General features: G+C 74.0%; 13 protein-coding genes. 5 read left to right on the forward strand and 8 right to left on the reverse strand.

What is annotated here, in order from left to right; genetic code table 11:
• A complete protein-coding gene (locus PKA89_RS02460) occupies positions 1-1386 on the forward strand; it encodes an MFS transporter (RefSeq protein ID WP_324416260.1) in 1386 nt (461 codons plus the stop codon).
• Here the strand turns inward: PKA89_RS02460 and PKA89_RS02465 are convergent.
• Positions 1368-1985, reverse strand: a complete 618-nt coding sequence (locus PKA89_RS02465; RefSeq protein ID WP_324416262.1) for a hypothetical protein — start codon at positions 1983-1985, stop codon at positions 1368-1370. The two genes, PKA89_RS02460 and PKA89_RS02465, sit on opposite strands and share 19 nt — an antisense overlap.
• On the reverse strand, positions 1982-2428 hold the full coding sequence (locus PKA89_RS02470) for an acyl-CoA thioesterase (protein WP_324416264.1): 447 nt from the start codon (positions 2426-2428) through the stop codon (positions 1982-1984). Before PKA89_RS02470 ends, PKA89_RS02465 begins: the two co-directional genes overlap by 4 nt.
• Positions 2429-2479: 51 nt before the next feature.
• Between PKA89_RS02470 and PKA89_RS02475 the strand changes: the two genes are divergently transcribed.
• Both PKA89_RS02475 and PKA89_RS02480 read left to right on the forward strand, forming a co-directional pair.
• Complete coding sequence (locus PKA89_RS02475) at positions 2480-3835, forward strand: serine hydrolase domain-containing protein (RefSeq protein WP_324416266.1); 1356 nt, start codon at positions 2480-2482, stop codon at positions 3833-3835.
• A gap of 231 nt (positions 3836-4066) precedes the next feature.
• Positions 4067-6205, forward strand: coding sequence for a RecQ family ATP-dependent DNA helicase (locus PKA89_RS02480; RefSeq protein ID WP_324416268.1), 2139 nt, complete (start codon positions 4067-4069; stop codon positions 6203-6205).
• A 10-nt stretch (positions 6206-6215) separates the two neighbouring features.
• On the opposite strand, the gene PKA89_RS02485 is transcribed toward PKA89_RS02480, so the two are convergent.
• The 5 genes from PKA89_RS02485 to PKA89_RS02505 all read right to left on the reverse strand — a co-directional run bounded on the left by PKA89_RS02485 (position 6216) and on the right by PKA89_RS02505 (position 11114).
• On the reverse strand, positions 6216-6935 hold the full coding sequence (locus tag PKA89_RS02485) for an ABC transporter ATP-binding protein (RefSeq protein WP_324416270.1): 720 nt from the start codon (positions 6933-6935) through the stop codon (positions 6216-6218).
• The gene (locus PKA89_RS02490; RefSeq protein WP_324416272.1) at positions 6925-7707 is read right to left on the reverse strand and encodes an ABC transporter ATP-binding protein; all 783 of its coding nucleotides are present in this window, start codon (positions 7705-7707) and stop codon (positions 6925-6927) included. Before PKA89_RS02490 ends, PKA89_RS02485 begins: the two co-directional genes overlap by 11 nt.
• Before the next feature lies 1 nt (position 7708).
• Positions 7709-8884 carry a branched-chain amino acid ABC transporter permease gene (locus PKA89_RS02495; protein WP_324416274.1) on the reverse strand — a complete coding sequence of 392 codons (1176 nt, stop codon included), beginning with the start codon at positions 8882-8884 and terminating at the stop codon, positions 7709-7711.
• Positions 8884-9885: a branched-chain amino acid ABC transporter permease gene (locus PKA89_RS02500; protein WP_324416276.1), complete on the reverse strand. Its 1002-nt coding sequence runs from the start codon at positions 9883-9885 to the stop codon at positions 8884-8886. The genes PKA89_RS02495 and PKA89_RS02500 overlap by 1 nt, the downstream gene beginning before the upstream one ends.
• An 83-nt stretch (positions 9886-9968) precedes the next feature.
• Positions 9969-11114, reverse strand: a complete 1146-nt coding sequence (locus PKA89_RS02505; protein ID WP_324416278.1) for a branched-chain amino acid ABC transporter substrate-binding protein — start codon at positions 11112-11114, stop codon at positions 9969-9971.
• Between the two features lie 223 nt (positions 11115-11337).
• Here PKA89_RS02505 and PKA89_RS02510 point away from each other — a divergent pair, with 223 nt between their 5' ends.
• Positions 11338-12798 (forward strand): MFS transporter, encoded by a 1461-nt coding sequence (locus PKA89_RS02510; protein WP_324416280.1) that lies wholly within the window; start codon positions 11338-11340, stop codon positions 12796-12798.
• Here the strand turns inward: PKA89_RS02510 and PKA89_RS02515 are convergent.
• Positions 12762-13472, reverse strand: coding sequence for a hypothetical protein (locus tag PKA89_RS02515; RefSeq protein WP_324416281.1), 711 nt, complete (start codon positions 13470-13472; stop codon positions 12762-12764). The two genes, PKA89_RS02510 and PKA89_RS02515, sit on opposite strands and share 37 nt — an antisense overlap.
• A 60-nt stretch (positions 13473-13532) precedes the next feature.
• On the opposite strand from PKA89_RS02515, the gene PKA89_RS02520 reads away from it, so the two are divergent.
• Positions 13533-15002, forward strand: a complete 1470-nt coding sequence (locus PKA89_RS02520; protein ID WP_324416283.1) for a PLP-dependent aminotransferase family protein — start codon at positions 13533-13535, stop codon at positions 15000-15002.
• Positions 15003-15031: the final 29 nt, after the last annotated feature.

The raw sequence follows: 15031 nt of genomic DNA on the forward strand, positions 1-15031 counted from the left end.
ATGCGGACCGAGGGCAGCGAGCGCGTCGGAGGACCCCTCAGCCGCCCGTACCTCGAGGTCACGCTGGCCGTCCTCGCCCTGGTGACCATCGTCGCGTTCGAGTCGATGGCCGTCTCGACCGCGATGCCCGACGTCGCCGTCGAGCTGCACGCCGTCCGCTCCTACGGCTTCGCGTTCTCGGTGATGCTCACCGCGCAGCTGCTCGGCATCGTCCTCGCCGGGGTGTGGACCGACCGCTCCGGACCGCTGCCCGGCACGTTCGTCGGCCAGCTGCTGCTCGCGGCGGGCGCGGCGACGTGCGGCTCCGCCACCCGGCTCGACGTCTTCCTCGTCGGGCGCGCGCTGACCGGGCTCGGTGGCGGGCTGCTCGTCGTCATGCTCTACGTCATCGCCGGACGGGTCTACCCGGAGGCCGCCCGGCCCCGCCTCTTCACGTACATCTCCGCCGCCTGGGTCGTCCCGTCGCTCGCCGGTCCGCCGCTGTCGGCGTGGCTGACCGAGAACCTCACGTGGCGCTGGGTGTTCTGGATCGTCGTCGTGCCGGTCCTCGTCACCGTCGTGGCGCTCGGCCGGGCCCAGCGGCGGGTCGACACCTCCTCGCTCGGGGAGGTCGACGCGAGCCGCGACCACGCCACGCACGTCCGGACCGCCTGGGCCGGCGTCGCGGTCGCCCTCGCCGCGGGCGCCCTCCAGCTCGGCACCCACGAGCTCGTCATCGCGTGGTCGTGGAAGACCGGGCTCGCGCTCGTCGGGCTCGTCGGGGTGGTCGTCGTCGCCCCGCGCCTGCTCCCGCGCGGCACCGTGCGCATGGCCGCCGGGGTGCCGAGCTGCGTCCTCGCCCGCGCCCTGCTCTGCGCCGCGTTCTACGGGGCCGTCACCTACGTGCCGCTCTTCCTCGCCGGGCAGCGCCACGCGAGCCTCCAGGTCGCCGGGCTCGCCCTGGCCGTCGGGGCCGTCGGCTGGGCCGTCGGCGCCTGGTACCAGGGCCACGACGCGCTGCACCTGCCGCGGCACCGGCTCGTCGAGGTCGGCGGCCTGGTCCTCGCGGTCGGCCTCGGCTGGCTCTCCCTCGTCGCGTGGGTCAACCTGCCCGCCTGGCTCGGCGTCTTCGCGCTCCTGCTCGCCGGCTTCTCGATGGGCACCGGTGTCACGACGACGACCATCCTCGCGCTCGAGCTGAGCCCGCTCGAGGCCCACGGCGAGGCGTCCTCGTCCATCCAGCTGGCCGACGTGCTCGGCAGCGTCCTCGGCATCGCGGGGGTGACGGCGGCGTTCGCCGCGGCCCACGTCCCCGGGCAGGACAACCCGCTCTTTGGGGCGATCTTCCTCGCCCTCGCGGTCGTCGCCGTCGTCGTCGTGCCGGCCGGTCAGCGCATCAGGACGTGACCGCCGGCGGCGGTGAGCCGGGTCCACCGCCCGGAGCGGAACACCCGGACCGCCGACCCCGGTGCGAGGAAGCCGAGCGAGAACGCCGCGAAGGCGCCGCCGGCCCGCACGCCGTCGAGGTCACGGGCCCACACGCGGTCACGGACGAACCCCGCCGCGGCGCCCCGCTCGCGGACCGCCGCACCGACCTCGGCCAGTCCCTCGCGGGCCGCGGCGGCGAGGTCGTCGGCGGGCAGCTCGCCGGCCGCGTCCCAGCCGGACCGCGGCGGGGTGAGCGCCGACCACGCCGCGAGCGCCCGGGTCGGGGGCAGGGGAAGGACTCCGGGCGCCCCGGGACGGGCGGTGCGGTCGGTGACCGCCCCGAGGGGCACGACGGCGTCGCAGGTGGCCGGCTCGGCGAGGGCGAAGGTGCGCAGGCCGAGGACGGTCCCCTCGGAGAGGATGCCGCTGCCCGGGAGCACCCCGACCCAGGCGGCGAGCACGTCCCCGCCGGCCTGCAGGCGCATGGCGCCCTGCTCGTCGAGGGTGCGGGCCCGCGCGGCGAAGCGCCCGAGGTCGCCGAGCGCCGCGGCGTCGACGAGCCGGAGCACCTCGCTCACCGGCCACCCCACCGGAAGGCCACGGGGTCGCCGACGTGGACCGCGAGCGCCTCGCGCGCGGCGGCCTCGAGGCGCCGTGGGCGCGCGGTCGCGAAGTCGTAGAGGACGAGCCCGGTCTCGGCGACGGCGTACACGGCCTCCCCGACCGACGCGGGGTCGCGCACGACGTAGCCGAGGTCGAAGCCGGCCCCGTGGACGCGGGTGACCCACATGTCCACCTCGACCGGTTCGGGCCGGTAGGTGAGCGGCGCGCGGTACTCGATGGCGTGCCGCGACACGACGATGCCCTCGTCGAGCAGCGTGGGGCGGTCGGGGAACCACTCGCGGAACCCGATGACGCGGGCGTCCTCGAGGAGGCGGAGGTACTGCACGTTGTTGACGTGCCCGTAGGCGTCCATGTCGGACCAGCGCAGCGGGACCTCGACGACGTAGGGGTCGGTCATGGCGGCCATCCTTCCAGCCACGGTCCCGCTCCACGGTCCTAGGGTGGGCCGGTGACCCTCGCCCCCCGCACCACCGCGCTCCTCGACCACGCCCTCGCCACCGCCCAGCGGGAGGGTCGGGTGCCCTCCGTCGTCGCCGGCCTCGTCCGCGGCGGCGGGCTCGTGTGGCACGGCGCGGTCGGCACGCTCGACGGCCGCGCCTCCGGTGAGCCGGCGGACGCCGACACGCAGTACCGGATGGGGTCGATCACCAAGACCTTCGTCGCCGTCTGCGTGCTGCGGCTGCGCGACGCCGGCCGGCTCGACCTCGCGGACCGGTTCGAGGAGCACGTCCCGGGGTCGGCGCTCGGCGGGGCGACACTCGAGCAGCTGCTGACCCACGCCGCGGGCGCCCAGGCCGAGACCGACGGGCCGTGGTGGGAGCGCACGCCGGGTGGCGACTGGGACGCGCTCGTCGCCTCCGGTGCCGCCCAGCGGTTCCGGGCCGGGCGCCGCTTCCACTACTCCAACGTCGGCTACGGGGCGCTCGGCCGCCTCCTCGAGGTACACCACGGCACCGGGTGGTTCGACGTCGTGCGGGCCGAGCTGCTCGAGCCGCTGGGGATGAGCCGCACGACGACGCGGCCGGCCGGGCGCGCGGCCCAGGGGCTCGCGGTCCACCCGTTCGCCGACCTGCTGCTCCGGGAGCCGGAGCACGACGGCGGCGCGATGGGCCCCGCCGGCCAGCTGTGGACCACCGTGACCGACCTCGCGCGATGGGCGGCCTTCCTCGGGGGCGACACCGCCGGGCTGCTCGCGCCGGAGACCCTCGCCGAGATGTGCGAGCCCCACCACGTCGTCGACGAGCCGGGCCAGCCGTGGACCGGCGCGCACGGCCTCGGCTGGCAGGTGTGGAACGAGGACGGTGTCCGGTTCGCCGGGCACGGTGGGTCGATGCCCGGATTCCTCGCCGGGCTGCGGGTGAGGCTCGTGGGCGGCGACGGCGTCGTGACCTTGGCCAACACCACCTCGACGGCGGTGATGCGCGGGCTCGGCGACGACCTCCTGCGGGTCCTCGGCGAGGAGGAGCCGGCGCCGGTGGAGCCCTGGTCGGCCGACGGCGACCCGGCGTCCCTCGAGCTGGTGGGCACGTGGCACTGGGGAGCGAGCACGACGACGGCCCGGCTGGTCGGCGAGGACCTCGTCCTCGGGGAACCGGGCACCGCGCGCGGTTCCCGGTTCCGCCGCACCGGGCAGGACGCCTGGGTCGGCCTGGACAGCTACCACACCGGCGAGCCGCTGCGGGTGGTCCGCCGGGCCGACGGCACGGTCTCGCACCTCGACCTCGCGTCGTTCCGCTTCACCCGCACGCCGTACGACCCCACCGCCGACGTCCCCGGCGGCGTCGACGACCTCGGCTGGCACTGACCACCTGGTCCCGCTCCCGCCTCCCGCCCCACGCCGACCGTCCCCGCCCCCCGCGTATCGGGTCACCCGATACGGCCGCGCCTCACCCGGGTTCGGTTCCCCCGCGAAGCGCGCCGTTCCCCGGTGAAGCAGCCGGTCCGCGCCCAGCCACCCCCGTCGTCCCGCGTCGGCGGCCGGCCTGTGGACGGCGGGCGCCCCGGTGTCGGCCGGGGTGCGTACGGTGGGCGGACCATGACGACACCGGCCGTGCCACCCGTCCCCGCTCCCCCGACGCCCGAGCTCACCGAGCGGGCACGCGCCGACCTGCGCCGGCTCGTCGGGCGCGATGACGCCGACTTCCGCGACGGCCAGCTCGAGGCGGTCTCGGCCCTCGTCGCCGACCGCTCCCGCGTGCTCGTCGTGCAGCGCACCGGATGGGGCAAGTCGGCGGTCTACTTCGTCGCCACGGCCCTGCGCCGTGCCGAGGGCGCCGGCCCCACGGTCATCATCAGTCCGCTGCTCGCCCTCATGCGCGACCAGATCGCCGCCGCGCAGCGGGCCGGCATCCGGGCCGTCACGATGAACTCCGCCAACGCCCAGGACTGGGACGAGGTGCGCGCCGCCCTGGCCGCCGACGCCGTCGACGTCCTCCTCGTCAGCCCCGAGCGGCTCAACAACCCGCGCTTCCGTGACGAGCAGCTCCCCGACCTCGCCCGCCGCTGTGGCCTGCTCGTCGTCGACGAGGCGCACTGCGTCAGCGACTGGGGCCACGACTTCCGCCCCGACTACCGGCGCATCCGCGACCTCCTCGACGGGCTGCCCTCCGACACACCGGTGCTCGCCACCACCGCCACTGCAAACGCCCGCGTCGTCCACGACGTCGAGGAGCAGCTGGGCGTCGGCGGTCGTCCGGTCCTCACGGTGCGTGGGGGGCTCGCCCGCGACTCGCTGCGCCTCGGTGTGCTCCGCTCGATGTCTCCGGAGCAGCGCCTCGGCTGGCTGCTCGCGCACCTCGGCGAGCTCCCGGGTAGCGGCATCGTCTACGCGCTCACCGTCTCCGCGGCCGAGGACGTCGCGGCGAGCCTGTCGGAGGCGGGCCACGCGGTCGCGTCGTACACCGGCCGCACCGACCCCGCCGACCGCGAGCGGCTCGAGGACGCCCTGCGCCGCAACGAGGTCAAGGCCCTCGTCGCCACCTCGGCCCTGGGCATGGGCTTCGACAAGCCCGACCTCGGCTTCGTCGTCCACCTCGGGGCGCCGAGCAGCCCGGTCGCCTACTACCAGCAGGTCGGCCGGGCCGGGCGCGCCACCGAGCGGGCCGACGTCCTCCTGCTGCCCGGGCCGGAGGACCACGACATCTGGCGGTACTTCGCGAGCGTCTCGATGCCACGCGAGGAGCAGGCCGAGGCGGTGCTCCGCGCGCTCGCCGAGGCCGGCCGGCCGCTCTCGACCGCCGCCCTCGAGACGGCCGTCGACGTCCGACGGACCCGCCTCGAGCTGCTCCTCAAGGTCCTCGACGTCGACGGCGCGGTGCAGCGGGTCTCCGGCGGATGGGTCGCCACCGGCGTGCCGTGGCAGTACGACGCCGAGCGGTACGACCGGGTGGCCGCCGCGCGCCGTGACGAGCAGCAGCTGATGGTCGACTACGAGCGCACGGACGGCTGCCGGATGGCCTTCCTCCAGGAGTGCCTCGACGACGACACCGCCGTCCCGTGCGGCCGCTGCGACGGCTGTGCGGGCCCCTGGTACCCCACCGAGGTCCCCGACCGCGTCGTCGGCGCGGCCCGCGAGCGACTGCAGCGGGTCGGCGTCGACCTCGACCCCCGCGCCCAGTGGCCCACCGGGATGGACCGGCTGGGCGTCCCGGTCAAGGGGCGCATCGCCCCGGAGGAGCAGGTGCGGCCCGGCCGGGTGCTCGCCCGGCTCTCCGACCTCGGGTGGGGCCAACGCCTGCGCGAGGTCCTCGCCGAGGACGCCCCCGCCTCCCCCGAGCTGCTGCGGGCCTGCGTGCCGGTCCTCGCCGGGTGGGGCTGGGGCGAGCGGCCGGTCGGCGTGGTCGCGATGCCGTCGCGCACCCGGCCACGACTCGTCGGCTCCCTCGCGGCCGGGCTCGCCGAGATCGGCCGGCTGCGGATGCTCGGCACGCTCGACCTCGCCCACGACGGCCCGACCGGCGAGATGGGCGGCAACAGCGCCTACCGGCTGGCCGGCGTCTGGGAGCGGCTCGTCGTCGGCCCCGACCTCGCGGCCGCGCTCGACGGCTGCCCGGGGCCGGTGCTCCTCGTCGACGACATCGTGTCGTCGCGGTGGAGCCTCACCGTCGCCGGCCGCGCGTTGCGGCTCGCGGGCGCCCCGGGCGTGCTGCCCTTCGCGCTCGCCCTCGACGGCTGAACCGGTCCGGCTAGACGTCGCCGCCGAGGTAGGCGGCCTTCACCGACTCGTCGCCCGCGAGCTCGGCACCGGTCCCCGAGCGCACGATCTCGCCGGTCTCGAGGATGTGCGCGGTGTGCGCCAGCTTGAGCGCCTGGGCGGCGTTCTGCTCGACCACGAGCACCGTCGTGCCCTGCTCGTTGATCTCCTTGATGATGGCGAAGATCTGTTGGATCAGCTTGGGCGCCAGCCCCATCGACGGTTCGTCGAGCAGCAGCAGCTTGGGCCGGGCCATGAGCGCCCGGCCGATGGCGAGCATCTGCTGCTCACCGCCGGACATCGTCCCCGCGATCTGCCGCTCGCGCTCGTAGAGCCGCGGGAAGAGGTGGAACACGCGCTCGAGGTCCTCGGTGTAGGCCGCCGACTTGCGGTCGGTCCGCACGTACGCGCCCATGTCGAGGTTCTCGCGCACGGACATCCCGACGAACACGCCGCGTCCCTCGGGTGCCTGGCTCAGCCGGAGCGCGACCCGCTCGTGCGCCGGGACCTGGGTGATGTCCTGGCCGTCGAAGAGCACCCGCCCGGCGCGGACCGGACGCAGCCCTGAGATGGTCTTGAGCGTCGTCGTCTTGCCCGCGCCGTTGGCCCCGATGAGCGAGACCACCTGGCCCTCCTCGACCCCGAAGGAGATGTCGCGGATGGCCTCGATGTGCCCGTAGTTGACACAGAGGTTCTCGACCTCAAGAAGCATCCTCATCAACTCCCAGGTAGGCGGCGATGACCGCGGGGTCGTCGCGGATCTCGGCGGGGGGGCCCTCGGCGATCTTCTTGCCGAACTCCAGCACGACGATCCGGTCGGTCACCCCCATGACGAGCCGCATGTCGTGCTCGATGAGCAGCACGGTGTACCCGCGGTCGCGGACCCGCTTGATCAGCTCCATGAGCTGGACCTTCTCCTGCGGGTTGAAGCCCGCGGCCGGCTCGTCGAGGCACAGCAGCTTCGGGCCGGTGGCCATGGCGCGGGCGATCTCGAGGCGTCGCTGGTCGCCGTAGGAGAGGTTCGCGGCGAGCTCGTCGGCCCGGGAGGTCAGCCCCATGAACTCGAGCAGCTCCATGCCGCGCTCGTGGCCGTCGTCCTCCTCGCGGCGGTGCTTCGAGGTCCGGAACAGCGCGGAGAGCACCCCGCTGGAGTGGTGCGCGTCGGCGCCCACGAGCACGTTCTCCAGGGCCGTCATCGAGTTGAACAGCCGGATGTTCTGGAACGTGCGGGCGATGCCGCGCTGGGTGATGGCGTGCTTCTTGAGGCCGGCCAGGGGCTGGCCCTCGAAGCGGACCGCTCCCGACGTGGGCTGGTAGACCCCGGTGATGACGTTGAAGGCGGTGGTCTTGCCGGCACCGTTCGGGCCGATCATCCCGAGGATCTCGCCCTCGTCGATGTGCAGCGACACCGAGTCCAGCGCGGTGAGGCCGCCGAAGCGGAGGGTGACGTCGTCCACCTCGAGGACGCGGGCACGCTCGGCCATCTCAGAGCACCTCCGTGTGGGCGTCGTCGCGCCCCTCGAGCTGGTCGATCTCCTTGGCCGCCACCCGGGCGCGGATGGTGCGCCGTGGGGGCAGGAGGCCCTGCGGCCGGTAGACCGGCAGGATCATCAGGGCCAGGCCGAAGACGAGCAGCCGGAAGTCGGCGAACTCCCGGAAGCGCTCCGGGAGGTAGGCGACGAGCGTGCCGCCGACGATCGCGCCCCACCGGCTGCCCGCGCCGCCGACGATGACCGCCGCGACGAAGAGGATCGACAGCAGCAGCGGGAAGCTCTGCGGGTTGATGTAACCGCCCTGGCTGCTCGCGTAGAGCGACCCCGACAGGCCACCGATCGCCGCCCCGAGCGCGAACGCGAGGAGCTTGAAGCGGAACGTCGGCACTCCCATCAGCTCGGCGGCGTCCTCGTCCTCGCGGGTGGCCTCCCACGCCCGGCCGACCCTGCTGTCCTTGACGAGGCGGTCGGCGAAGAGGATGAGGATGAGGAACGTGAGGATGAGCCAGTAGTACGGCACCGCGCTCAGCGCCCCGAAGATGAGGAACCGGGTGTCCCGGCCCTGGTCGATCGACGGGATGATGCCATCCCACTGGAGGCTGGGGATGCTGAACAGGCCGCCCTGGTCGAAGGGTGGCTTCGGGGCCGGCCCGATGTTCGGGGGGTGCGGGATGTCCTTGATGCCGGCCGCCGCACCGAGCCAGTCGACGTTGGTGACGATCAGCCGGATGATCTCCCCGAAGCCGAGCGTGACGATGGCGAGGTAGTCGCCGCGCACCCGCAGCGTCGGCCAACCGAGCAGGACGCCGGTCGCCATGGTCACGACGACCGCCAGGGGCAGGACGAGGAAGAACGGCCACGCGAAGTGGTAGGCGGTGAGCACGCCGGTCGTGTACGCGCCGACGAGGTAGAAGCCGATGTACCCGAGGTCGAGCAGGCCGGCGTAGCCGATGACGATGTTGAGGCCGACGGCGACCAGTGCGGTGGCGGCGACACCGAACATCACCCCGCCGAAGTCGATCTGCTCGGTCGTGATGATCGGGGGCCGCAGCAGCGGCAGCACGTAGAAGAAGACCACCAGCAGGACGATGAGGGCGAGCCGAGCCGGCCGCGGCAGGGCGGCGTAGCGCCGCGCCATGCGGTCGAGGTAGGTGCGGACGACGCCCATCACGCACGCGCCTTTCCGAGCGACTCACCGAGCAGGCCGGAGGGTCGCACGAGGAGGATGAGGATGAGGAGCACGAAGGACACGACGTCCTTCCACTGGGTGCCGAAGATGCCGGCGCCGTAGTTCTCGGCCACCCCGAGGATGAGCCCGCCGACGAGGGCGCCGCGCAGGTTGCCGATGCCCCCGAGGACGGCCGCGGTGAAGGCCTTGACGCCGAGGATGAAGCCCGAGTCCTGGCGGGTCGAGCCGATCTTCACCATGTAGAGCGTGGCCGCGGCCCCGGCCATCATGCCGCCGAGGACGAACGTCCCGCGCACGATGCGGGAGGCGTTGACGCCCATGAGCGCTGCCGAGTCGGGGTCCTGCGCCACCGCCCGCATGCCGCGCCCGAAGCGGGTGCGGCGGACGAACTGGTCGAGGGCGACCATCATGAGCAGCGCGGCGACGATGACCATGATGTCGACGTTCTTGACCCCGTAGGAACCGATGTGGAACACCGTGTCCGGCTGGATGGTCACCGGGTTGGAGTAGGTGTCGCGCGCCTTGGAGACGTAGTTGTCGAGGTTGTCGCGCAACCCGACCCACCCGACGACGCGGTCACGCAGGCCCATCAGCTCGGAGAGCGCGAACGAGGCGCCGATCGCCGAGATGAGCGCCATGAGCCGCGGGGCCCCACGCTTGAGCAGCGGTCGGTAGGCCACCCGCTCGATGACGAGGGCGATCGCCGCCGACAGCGCCATCGCGGCCAGCAGCGCCACGACGAGCAGCCCGATCGTCGACCCGAGGCTCTGGGTGACCGGCACCGTGCCGTGGAGGAACACGAACACCCACGCCACCGCGAAGGTGCCGTACATGAACACCTCGGAGTGGGCGAAGTTGATGAGCTGCAGCACGCCGTACACCATCGTGTACCCGAGCGCGACCAGCGAGTAGACGGCGCCGATGGCCAGACCGGTGATGGTCAGCTCGACGATGTTGGTGAAGAGGAACGAGAAGTCCACGGCACTCCTACGGCAGAGACAGCGGCCGGGGGCGGTGCCGCCCCCGGCCGCGAGTCGTCATCGGTTCTGGCGTGCGAACCCGGTCACTTGATCGGGGTCGGGTTCTCCGTGTCGAGCGCACCGTTCTTGACCATGTACGCGTAGATGGTCGAGGTCTTGATGTCGCCCTTGTCGTCGAAGGAGATCGGTCCGCTCACACCGTCGCCGCTGTAGGAGTTGATGAAGTCGTTGATGTCCTTGGGCTCCGTCTTCCCGGCCTTGAGCGCGGCGAGGAAGATGTTCGCGGCGTCGTAGGACTGCGTGGTGTACAGGCCCGCCTCGTTGCCGGTGTCCTCCTTGACCTTGCTGGCGAAGTCGGCCGGGGCGGGAGCCGCCGGGGCCGAGAGGATCGCGCCGTCGCCGGCCGCACCCGCGACCTTGACGAACGACGGGTCCTCGGCGCCGTCGCCGGACATGAAGGTGCCCTTCCAGCCGGCCTGGCGCAGCTGCTTCACGAGCAGGCCCGCCTCGGTGTAGTAGCCGCCGTAGAAGACCGCGTCGGCACCGGCGGCCGTGATCTTGGTGACCGTGGCCGACATGTCGGTCTGCTTCACCTGGATCTCGTCCGAGCCCACCGCGGCCGCGCCGAGGCTGTCCTTGACGACGGTCGCGAGGCCCTTGGAGTAGTCCTGCGCGTCGTCGACGACGTAGACCTTCTTGGCGCCGACCGTCTCGGTGAGGTACTTCGCGTCGGCCTTGCCCTGCGCGTTGTCGTTGCCGATGACGCGGTGCCAGGTGGTCCAGCCCTGCTGGGTGATCGTGACGTTGGTCGCCGAGGGCGAGATCGAGGGAAGGCCCGACTCGAAGAAGGTCTTGCCGGTGGCGAGGGACTCACCCGAGAAGCCGGGACCGATGAGACCGACGATGGTCTTGTCGCCGACGATCTGGGTGGCCAGCGCGGGGGCCTTGTCGGGGCTGCCCTGGGAGTCGAACTTCTTGAAGCCGACCTTGCACTTGGCGTCCTTGTTGTACTCGTCGACGGCGAGCTGGATGCCGTTGGCCATGTTGACGCCGAGGGCGCCGGCGTCGCCGGTCAGGGCGCCGAGGAAGGCGAGGTTCTGCTCCTTGCAGTCGCCTCCGCCGCTGCTGCTGCCGCCGCCGCTGTTGTCGCTGCTGCCGCAGGCCGCGAGAGAGAGGCTGGCCGCCGTGACGGCCACCCCGATGCGCCAGGTGCGGGTGATACGGATCATCGGCCCTCCGTGGGTACGAACTCGTGTTCGAGACGGGCGGCTGCGCCCCGGGTGGTCGCAGCCGTGGTGGGCAGAACCTAGCACCGCCGGGGGCGAACACCGCAGAGGCTCGGGCCTCCCGGGACGACGACGTGACGAACTTGTGACCAAGGGGCGCGTCGAGGGTTGCGGTCCGCGAGGCCTCCCCGGGCCATCCGCCGCCGCCAGCACCTAGCGTGGACGGGTGAGCCAGGAGACCGAGGAGCGGGAGCGGACGGCCCCCGAGGACACCCCCGACCCGCGGCGCTGGCGCATCCTCGGCGTCACCCTCGTCGTCGGCTTCATGGTGCTGCTCGACGTGACCATCGTCAACGTCGCCATCCCCTCGATGCGGGCGGGGCTCGACACCACCGCCGGCGCGGTCCAGTGGGTCGTCTCCGGCTACGCCCTCGCCCTCGGGCTCGTCCTCGTGAGCGGCGGCCGGCTCGGGGACGCGCACGGCCGGCGGGTCGTCATGCTCGTCGGGCTGGCCGGGTTCGTCCTCTCGAGCGCGGCGGCCGGGCTCGCGCCGCACGTCGCGGTCCTCGTCGGTGCCCGGCTGGTCCAGGGCTTCGCCGCCGGCCTGCTGACCCCCCAGAGCTCGGGCCTCATCCAGTCGCTCTTCCGCGGCCCGGAGCGCGGGGTCGCGTTCGGGCTCTTCGGGTTCACCGTGTCGGTGTCGTCGGCGATCGGGCCGGTGCTCGGCGGCCTGCTCATCGCCTTCTTCGGGGCGGAGAACGGCTGGCGGTGGATCTTCCTCGTCAACGTGCCGATCGGCCTCGTCCTCCTCGTGGCGATCGCCCGCCTCGTGCCGGGGCGGCTGGACGACGCGCCCCGCGACACCCGCCTCGACCTCCCCGGCGCGGCGTTCCTCGGCGTCACCGTCCTCGCGCTGCTCTACCCGGTCGTCAGCCTCGAGTCGGGCCGCCGGTGGCCGCTGCTCCTGCTCCTCCTCGTCCCCGTCGCCGGCGCGGCGTTCGTCCGCCGCGAGCGCCGGGTGGTCCACTCCGGCGGCGAGCCGCTGCTCGACCTCGGGCTGCTGCGCGCGACGCCCGGCTACGCCAGCGGCATCCTCGTGGGCAGCCTGTACTTCACGGGCTTCACCGGGGTCTTCCTCGTGCTCAGCGTCTTCCTCCAGGAGGGGCTGGACTACACGCCGTTGCACGCCGGGCTGCTCCTCACCCCGTTCGCCGTCGGGTCGGCCGTCGCGAGCCCGCTCGCCGGGCGGCTGGTCAGCCGGGTCGGCCGGCCGATCACCGTCGTCGCCCTCGGCGTGATGATGGCCGGCCTCGTCGCGCTCGCCGTCGTCGTCCCGGCCCTCGACGGCGACCTCCCGTGGTGGGCGCTCGCGGCCCCCCTGCTCGTCGCCGGCCTCGGCGGCGGCGCCGTCGTCTCGCCGAACATCACCCTGTCGCTCGCCGAGGTCCCGCCCCGGATGGGCGGCGCGGCCGGCGGGGCACTGCAGACCGGGCAACGGATCGGCGCCGCGATCGGGGCCGCGGTCCTCATGACGACCTACCAGGTGGCCGTCGCCCGCACCGACGACCCCGGGACGTCGCTGCGCTGGGCGCTCGGGGCCTCGGTGGCCCTCCTGCTCGCCGCGTGGGCGGCGGCTGTGTGGTCGTGGCGCTACGAGCCGGAGGTCTCGGCGAGCTCCGGCTCCTGAGCCGGCGGCCCGAGGCGCACGGTGAGCATCGGCAGGAAGAGCTGGACGACCGGCCCGATGAGGAGGGCGTAGACGAGGGTGCCCAGCCCGACGACGCCGCCGAGGGTCCAGCCGAGGACGACGACGGTCACCTCGATCGAGGTGCGCACGAGGCGGATCGAGCGGCCGGTGCGGTGGGCGAGGCCGGTCATCAGCCCGTCGCGCGGTCCGGGACCGAGCTGGCTGCCGATGTAGAGCGCACCGGCCAGGCCGTTGCCGACGACGCCGACGACCATGAGCAGCGCGCGCCAGCCGAGGCCCTCGACCGGCGGCCCGAGCGAGAGCGTGGCGTCGGTGGCCAGGCCGATGACGACGGCGTTGAGCACCGTGCCGAGCCCCGGCCACTGGCGCAGCGGGATCCAGAGGAGGAGCACGACGAACGAGGTCGCGATGACCATCTCGCCGTAGCTGAGCGGGATGTGCCGGATCAGCCCGTAGGACAGCACGCCCCACGGCTCGAGGCCCAGGGTCGCGCGGACGAGGAGGGCCATCGTCACGCCGAAGAGCACGAGCCCGACGAGCAGCTGCACGACGCGGTGGCCCATCCGGCCGGCCCGCACCTGCTCTAGCGGGGTCATCGGGGTGAGGGCGACCCGTCGGGCCACGCCCCGCCGGGCGAGCTGCATCGGTGACATGGCTCCATCGTCGGCCTGATTGGTCTGGGATTCGAGGGCCAATCGTGCCACAGTGGCCACGTGTTCCCGAGCCCCACGATCAGCGCCGCCCGCACCGCGCGCCTCGTCGGCGACGTCTCCGGGGTCCGCCCGGCCTACCGCGCCCTCGCCGACGCCCTGCGGCTGGCGATCGCCGACGGGCGCGTCCCCGTCGGCGCCCGGCTGCCGAGCGAGCGTGACCTCACCCGCCCGCTCGGGGTGAGCCGGACGACCGTGACCCGCGCCTACGACGTGCTGCGCGAGAGCGGGTACCTCGTCTCCCGGCAGGGCTCGGGGTCGGTCGCGTCGCTGCCGAGCGGTGCCCGTCGCCGTGGCACCGGGGGGCTCTACCCGGCCGACGTCGCCGAGGGCGTCATCGACCTCACGTGCGCGGCGACCCGCGCTCCGGCGGGCGTCGTCGAGGCCTACGAGCGGGCGGTGGAGCGGCTGCCCGCGTACCTCTGCGGCGCCGGCTACCTCACCTACGGCGTCCCGGAGCTGCGCGAGGCGGTCGCCCAGCGCTACCGCGAGCGCGGCCTGCCCACCTCGGCCGACGACGTCCTCGTCACGTCCGGCGCGGTGGCCGGCCTCGGCGTCGTCGCGCGCGCCCTGCTCCGCCCCGGCGACCGCGTCGTCGTCGAGGACCCCTCGTACCCGAACACGCTCGACGCGCTGCGGGCCGCCGGCGCCCGGCTGCACGGCCTGCCCGTCGACCCCACCGGCTGGGACCTCGAGGAGGCGGTCCGGCTCGTCGGCGCGACCGGGGCGCGGGCGGCCGCGCTCATCCCGGACTTCCACAACCCGACCGGGGTCCTCCTCGACGACGACGGCCGGGCGAGGATGGCCCACGCGCTGCGGGCCGCCGGCACCACCCCGGTCGTCGACGAGACGATCGCCGAGGTCGACCTCGGCGGTGGGCCGGCCCCGCTGCCGTTCGCCGCCCACGCACCGGAGGCCGTCACGGTCGGCAGCTCGTCCAAGTCGCACTGGGGCGGCCTGCGCACCGGGTGGGTCCGGGCGCCGCGCGGGGCGCTGCGGGCCCTCGTCGAGGCGCGGGTGACGAGCGACCTCGGGGCCCCGGTCCTCGAGCAGCTCGTCCTCGCCGAGCTGATGCAGCGCTCCCCCGGGCTGACCCCCGAGCGGCGGACCGGCCTCGTCGCCGCCCGCGACGCCCTGGCCGGCGCGCTGCGCGAGCGGCTGCCCGACGTGCGGTTCACCGTGCCCCGCGGCGGGCTGTCGCTGTGGTGCGAGCTGCCGACCGGGTTGTCCTCCACCGCACTCGCCGCAGCCGCCGAGGAGGAGGGGCTGCTCGTCGCCGCGGGTCCACGGTTCGCCGTCGACGGCGGCCTCGACCGCTGGATCCGGGTGCCGCACGTCCTGCCGCCGGAGACGATGCGCGAGGCCGTCGACCGCCTCGCCCGGGCGGCCGAGCGGGTGCGGGCCGGGCGCACCCCGGTCGCGTCCGGGCGACGCGGGGCGGGCGAGCGGGCCCGCCGACCCCTCGTCGCCTGAGCACCTCCCCCGGGCTGGCTATCGTGACC

Origin of the sequence: Phycicoccus sp. (assembly GCF_035325325.1) — a bacterium.
Lineage (GTDB): Bacteria > Actinomycetota > Actinomycetes > Actinomycetales > Dermatophilaceae > Phycicoccus.

What these genes read in the sequence shown, in the direction of transcription:
- PKA89_RS02460 (WP_324416260.1), top strand. Translation starts at nt 1, where the DNA reads ATGCGGACCGAGGGCAGCGAGCGCGTCGGAGGACCCCTCAGCCGCCCG.
- PKA89_RS02480 (WP_324416268.1), top strand. Translation starts at nt 4,067, where the DNA reads ATGACGACACCGGCCGTGCCACCCGTCCCCGCTCCCCCGACGCCCGAG.
- PKA89_RS02490 (WP_324416272.1), bottom strand. Translation starts at nt 7,707, where the DNA reads ATGGCCGAGCGTGCCCGCGTCCTCGAGGTGGACGACGTCACCCTCCGC.
- PKA89_RS02505 (WP_324416278.1), bottom strand. Translation starts at nt 11,114, where the DNA reads ATGATCCGTATCACCCGCACCTGGCGCATCGGGGTGGCCGTCACGGCG.
- PKA89_RS02515 (WP_324416281.1), bottom strand. Translation starts at nt 13,472, where the DNA reads ATGTCACCGATGCAGCTCGCCCGGCGGGGCGTGGCCCGACGGGTCGCC.
- PKA89_RS02495 (WP_324416274.1), bottom strand. Translation starts at nt 8,884, where the DNA reads ATGGGCGTCGTCCGCACCTACCTCGACCGCATGGCGCGGCGCTACGCC.
- PKA89_RS02470 (WP_324416264.1), bottom strand. Translation starts at nt 2,428, where the DNA reads ATGACCGACCCCTACGTCGTCGAGGTCCCGCTGCGCTGGTCCGACATG.
- PKA89_RS02485 (WP_324416270.1), bottom strand. Translation starts at nt 6,935, where the DNA reads ATGCTTCTTGAGGTCGAGAACCTCTGTGTCAACTACGGGCACATCGAG.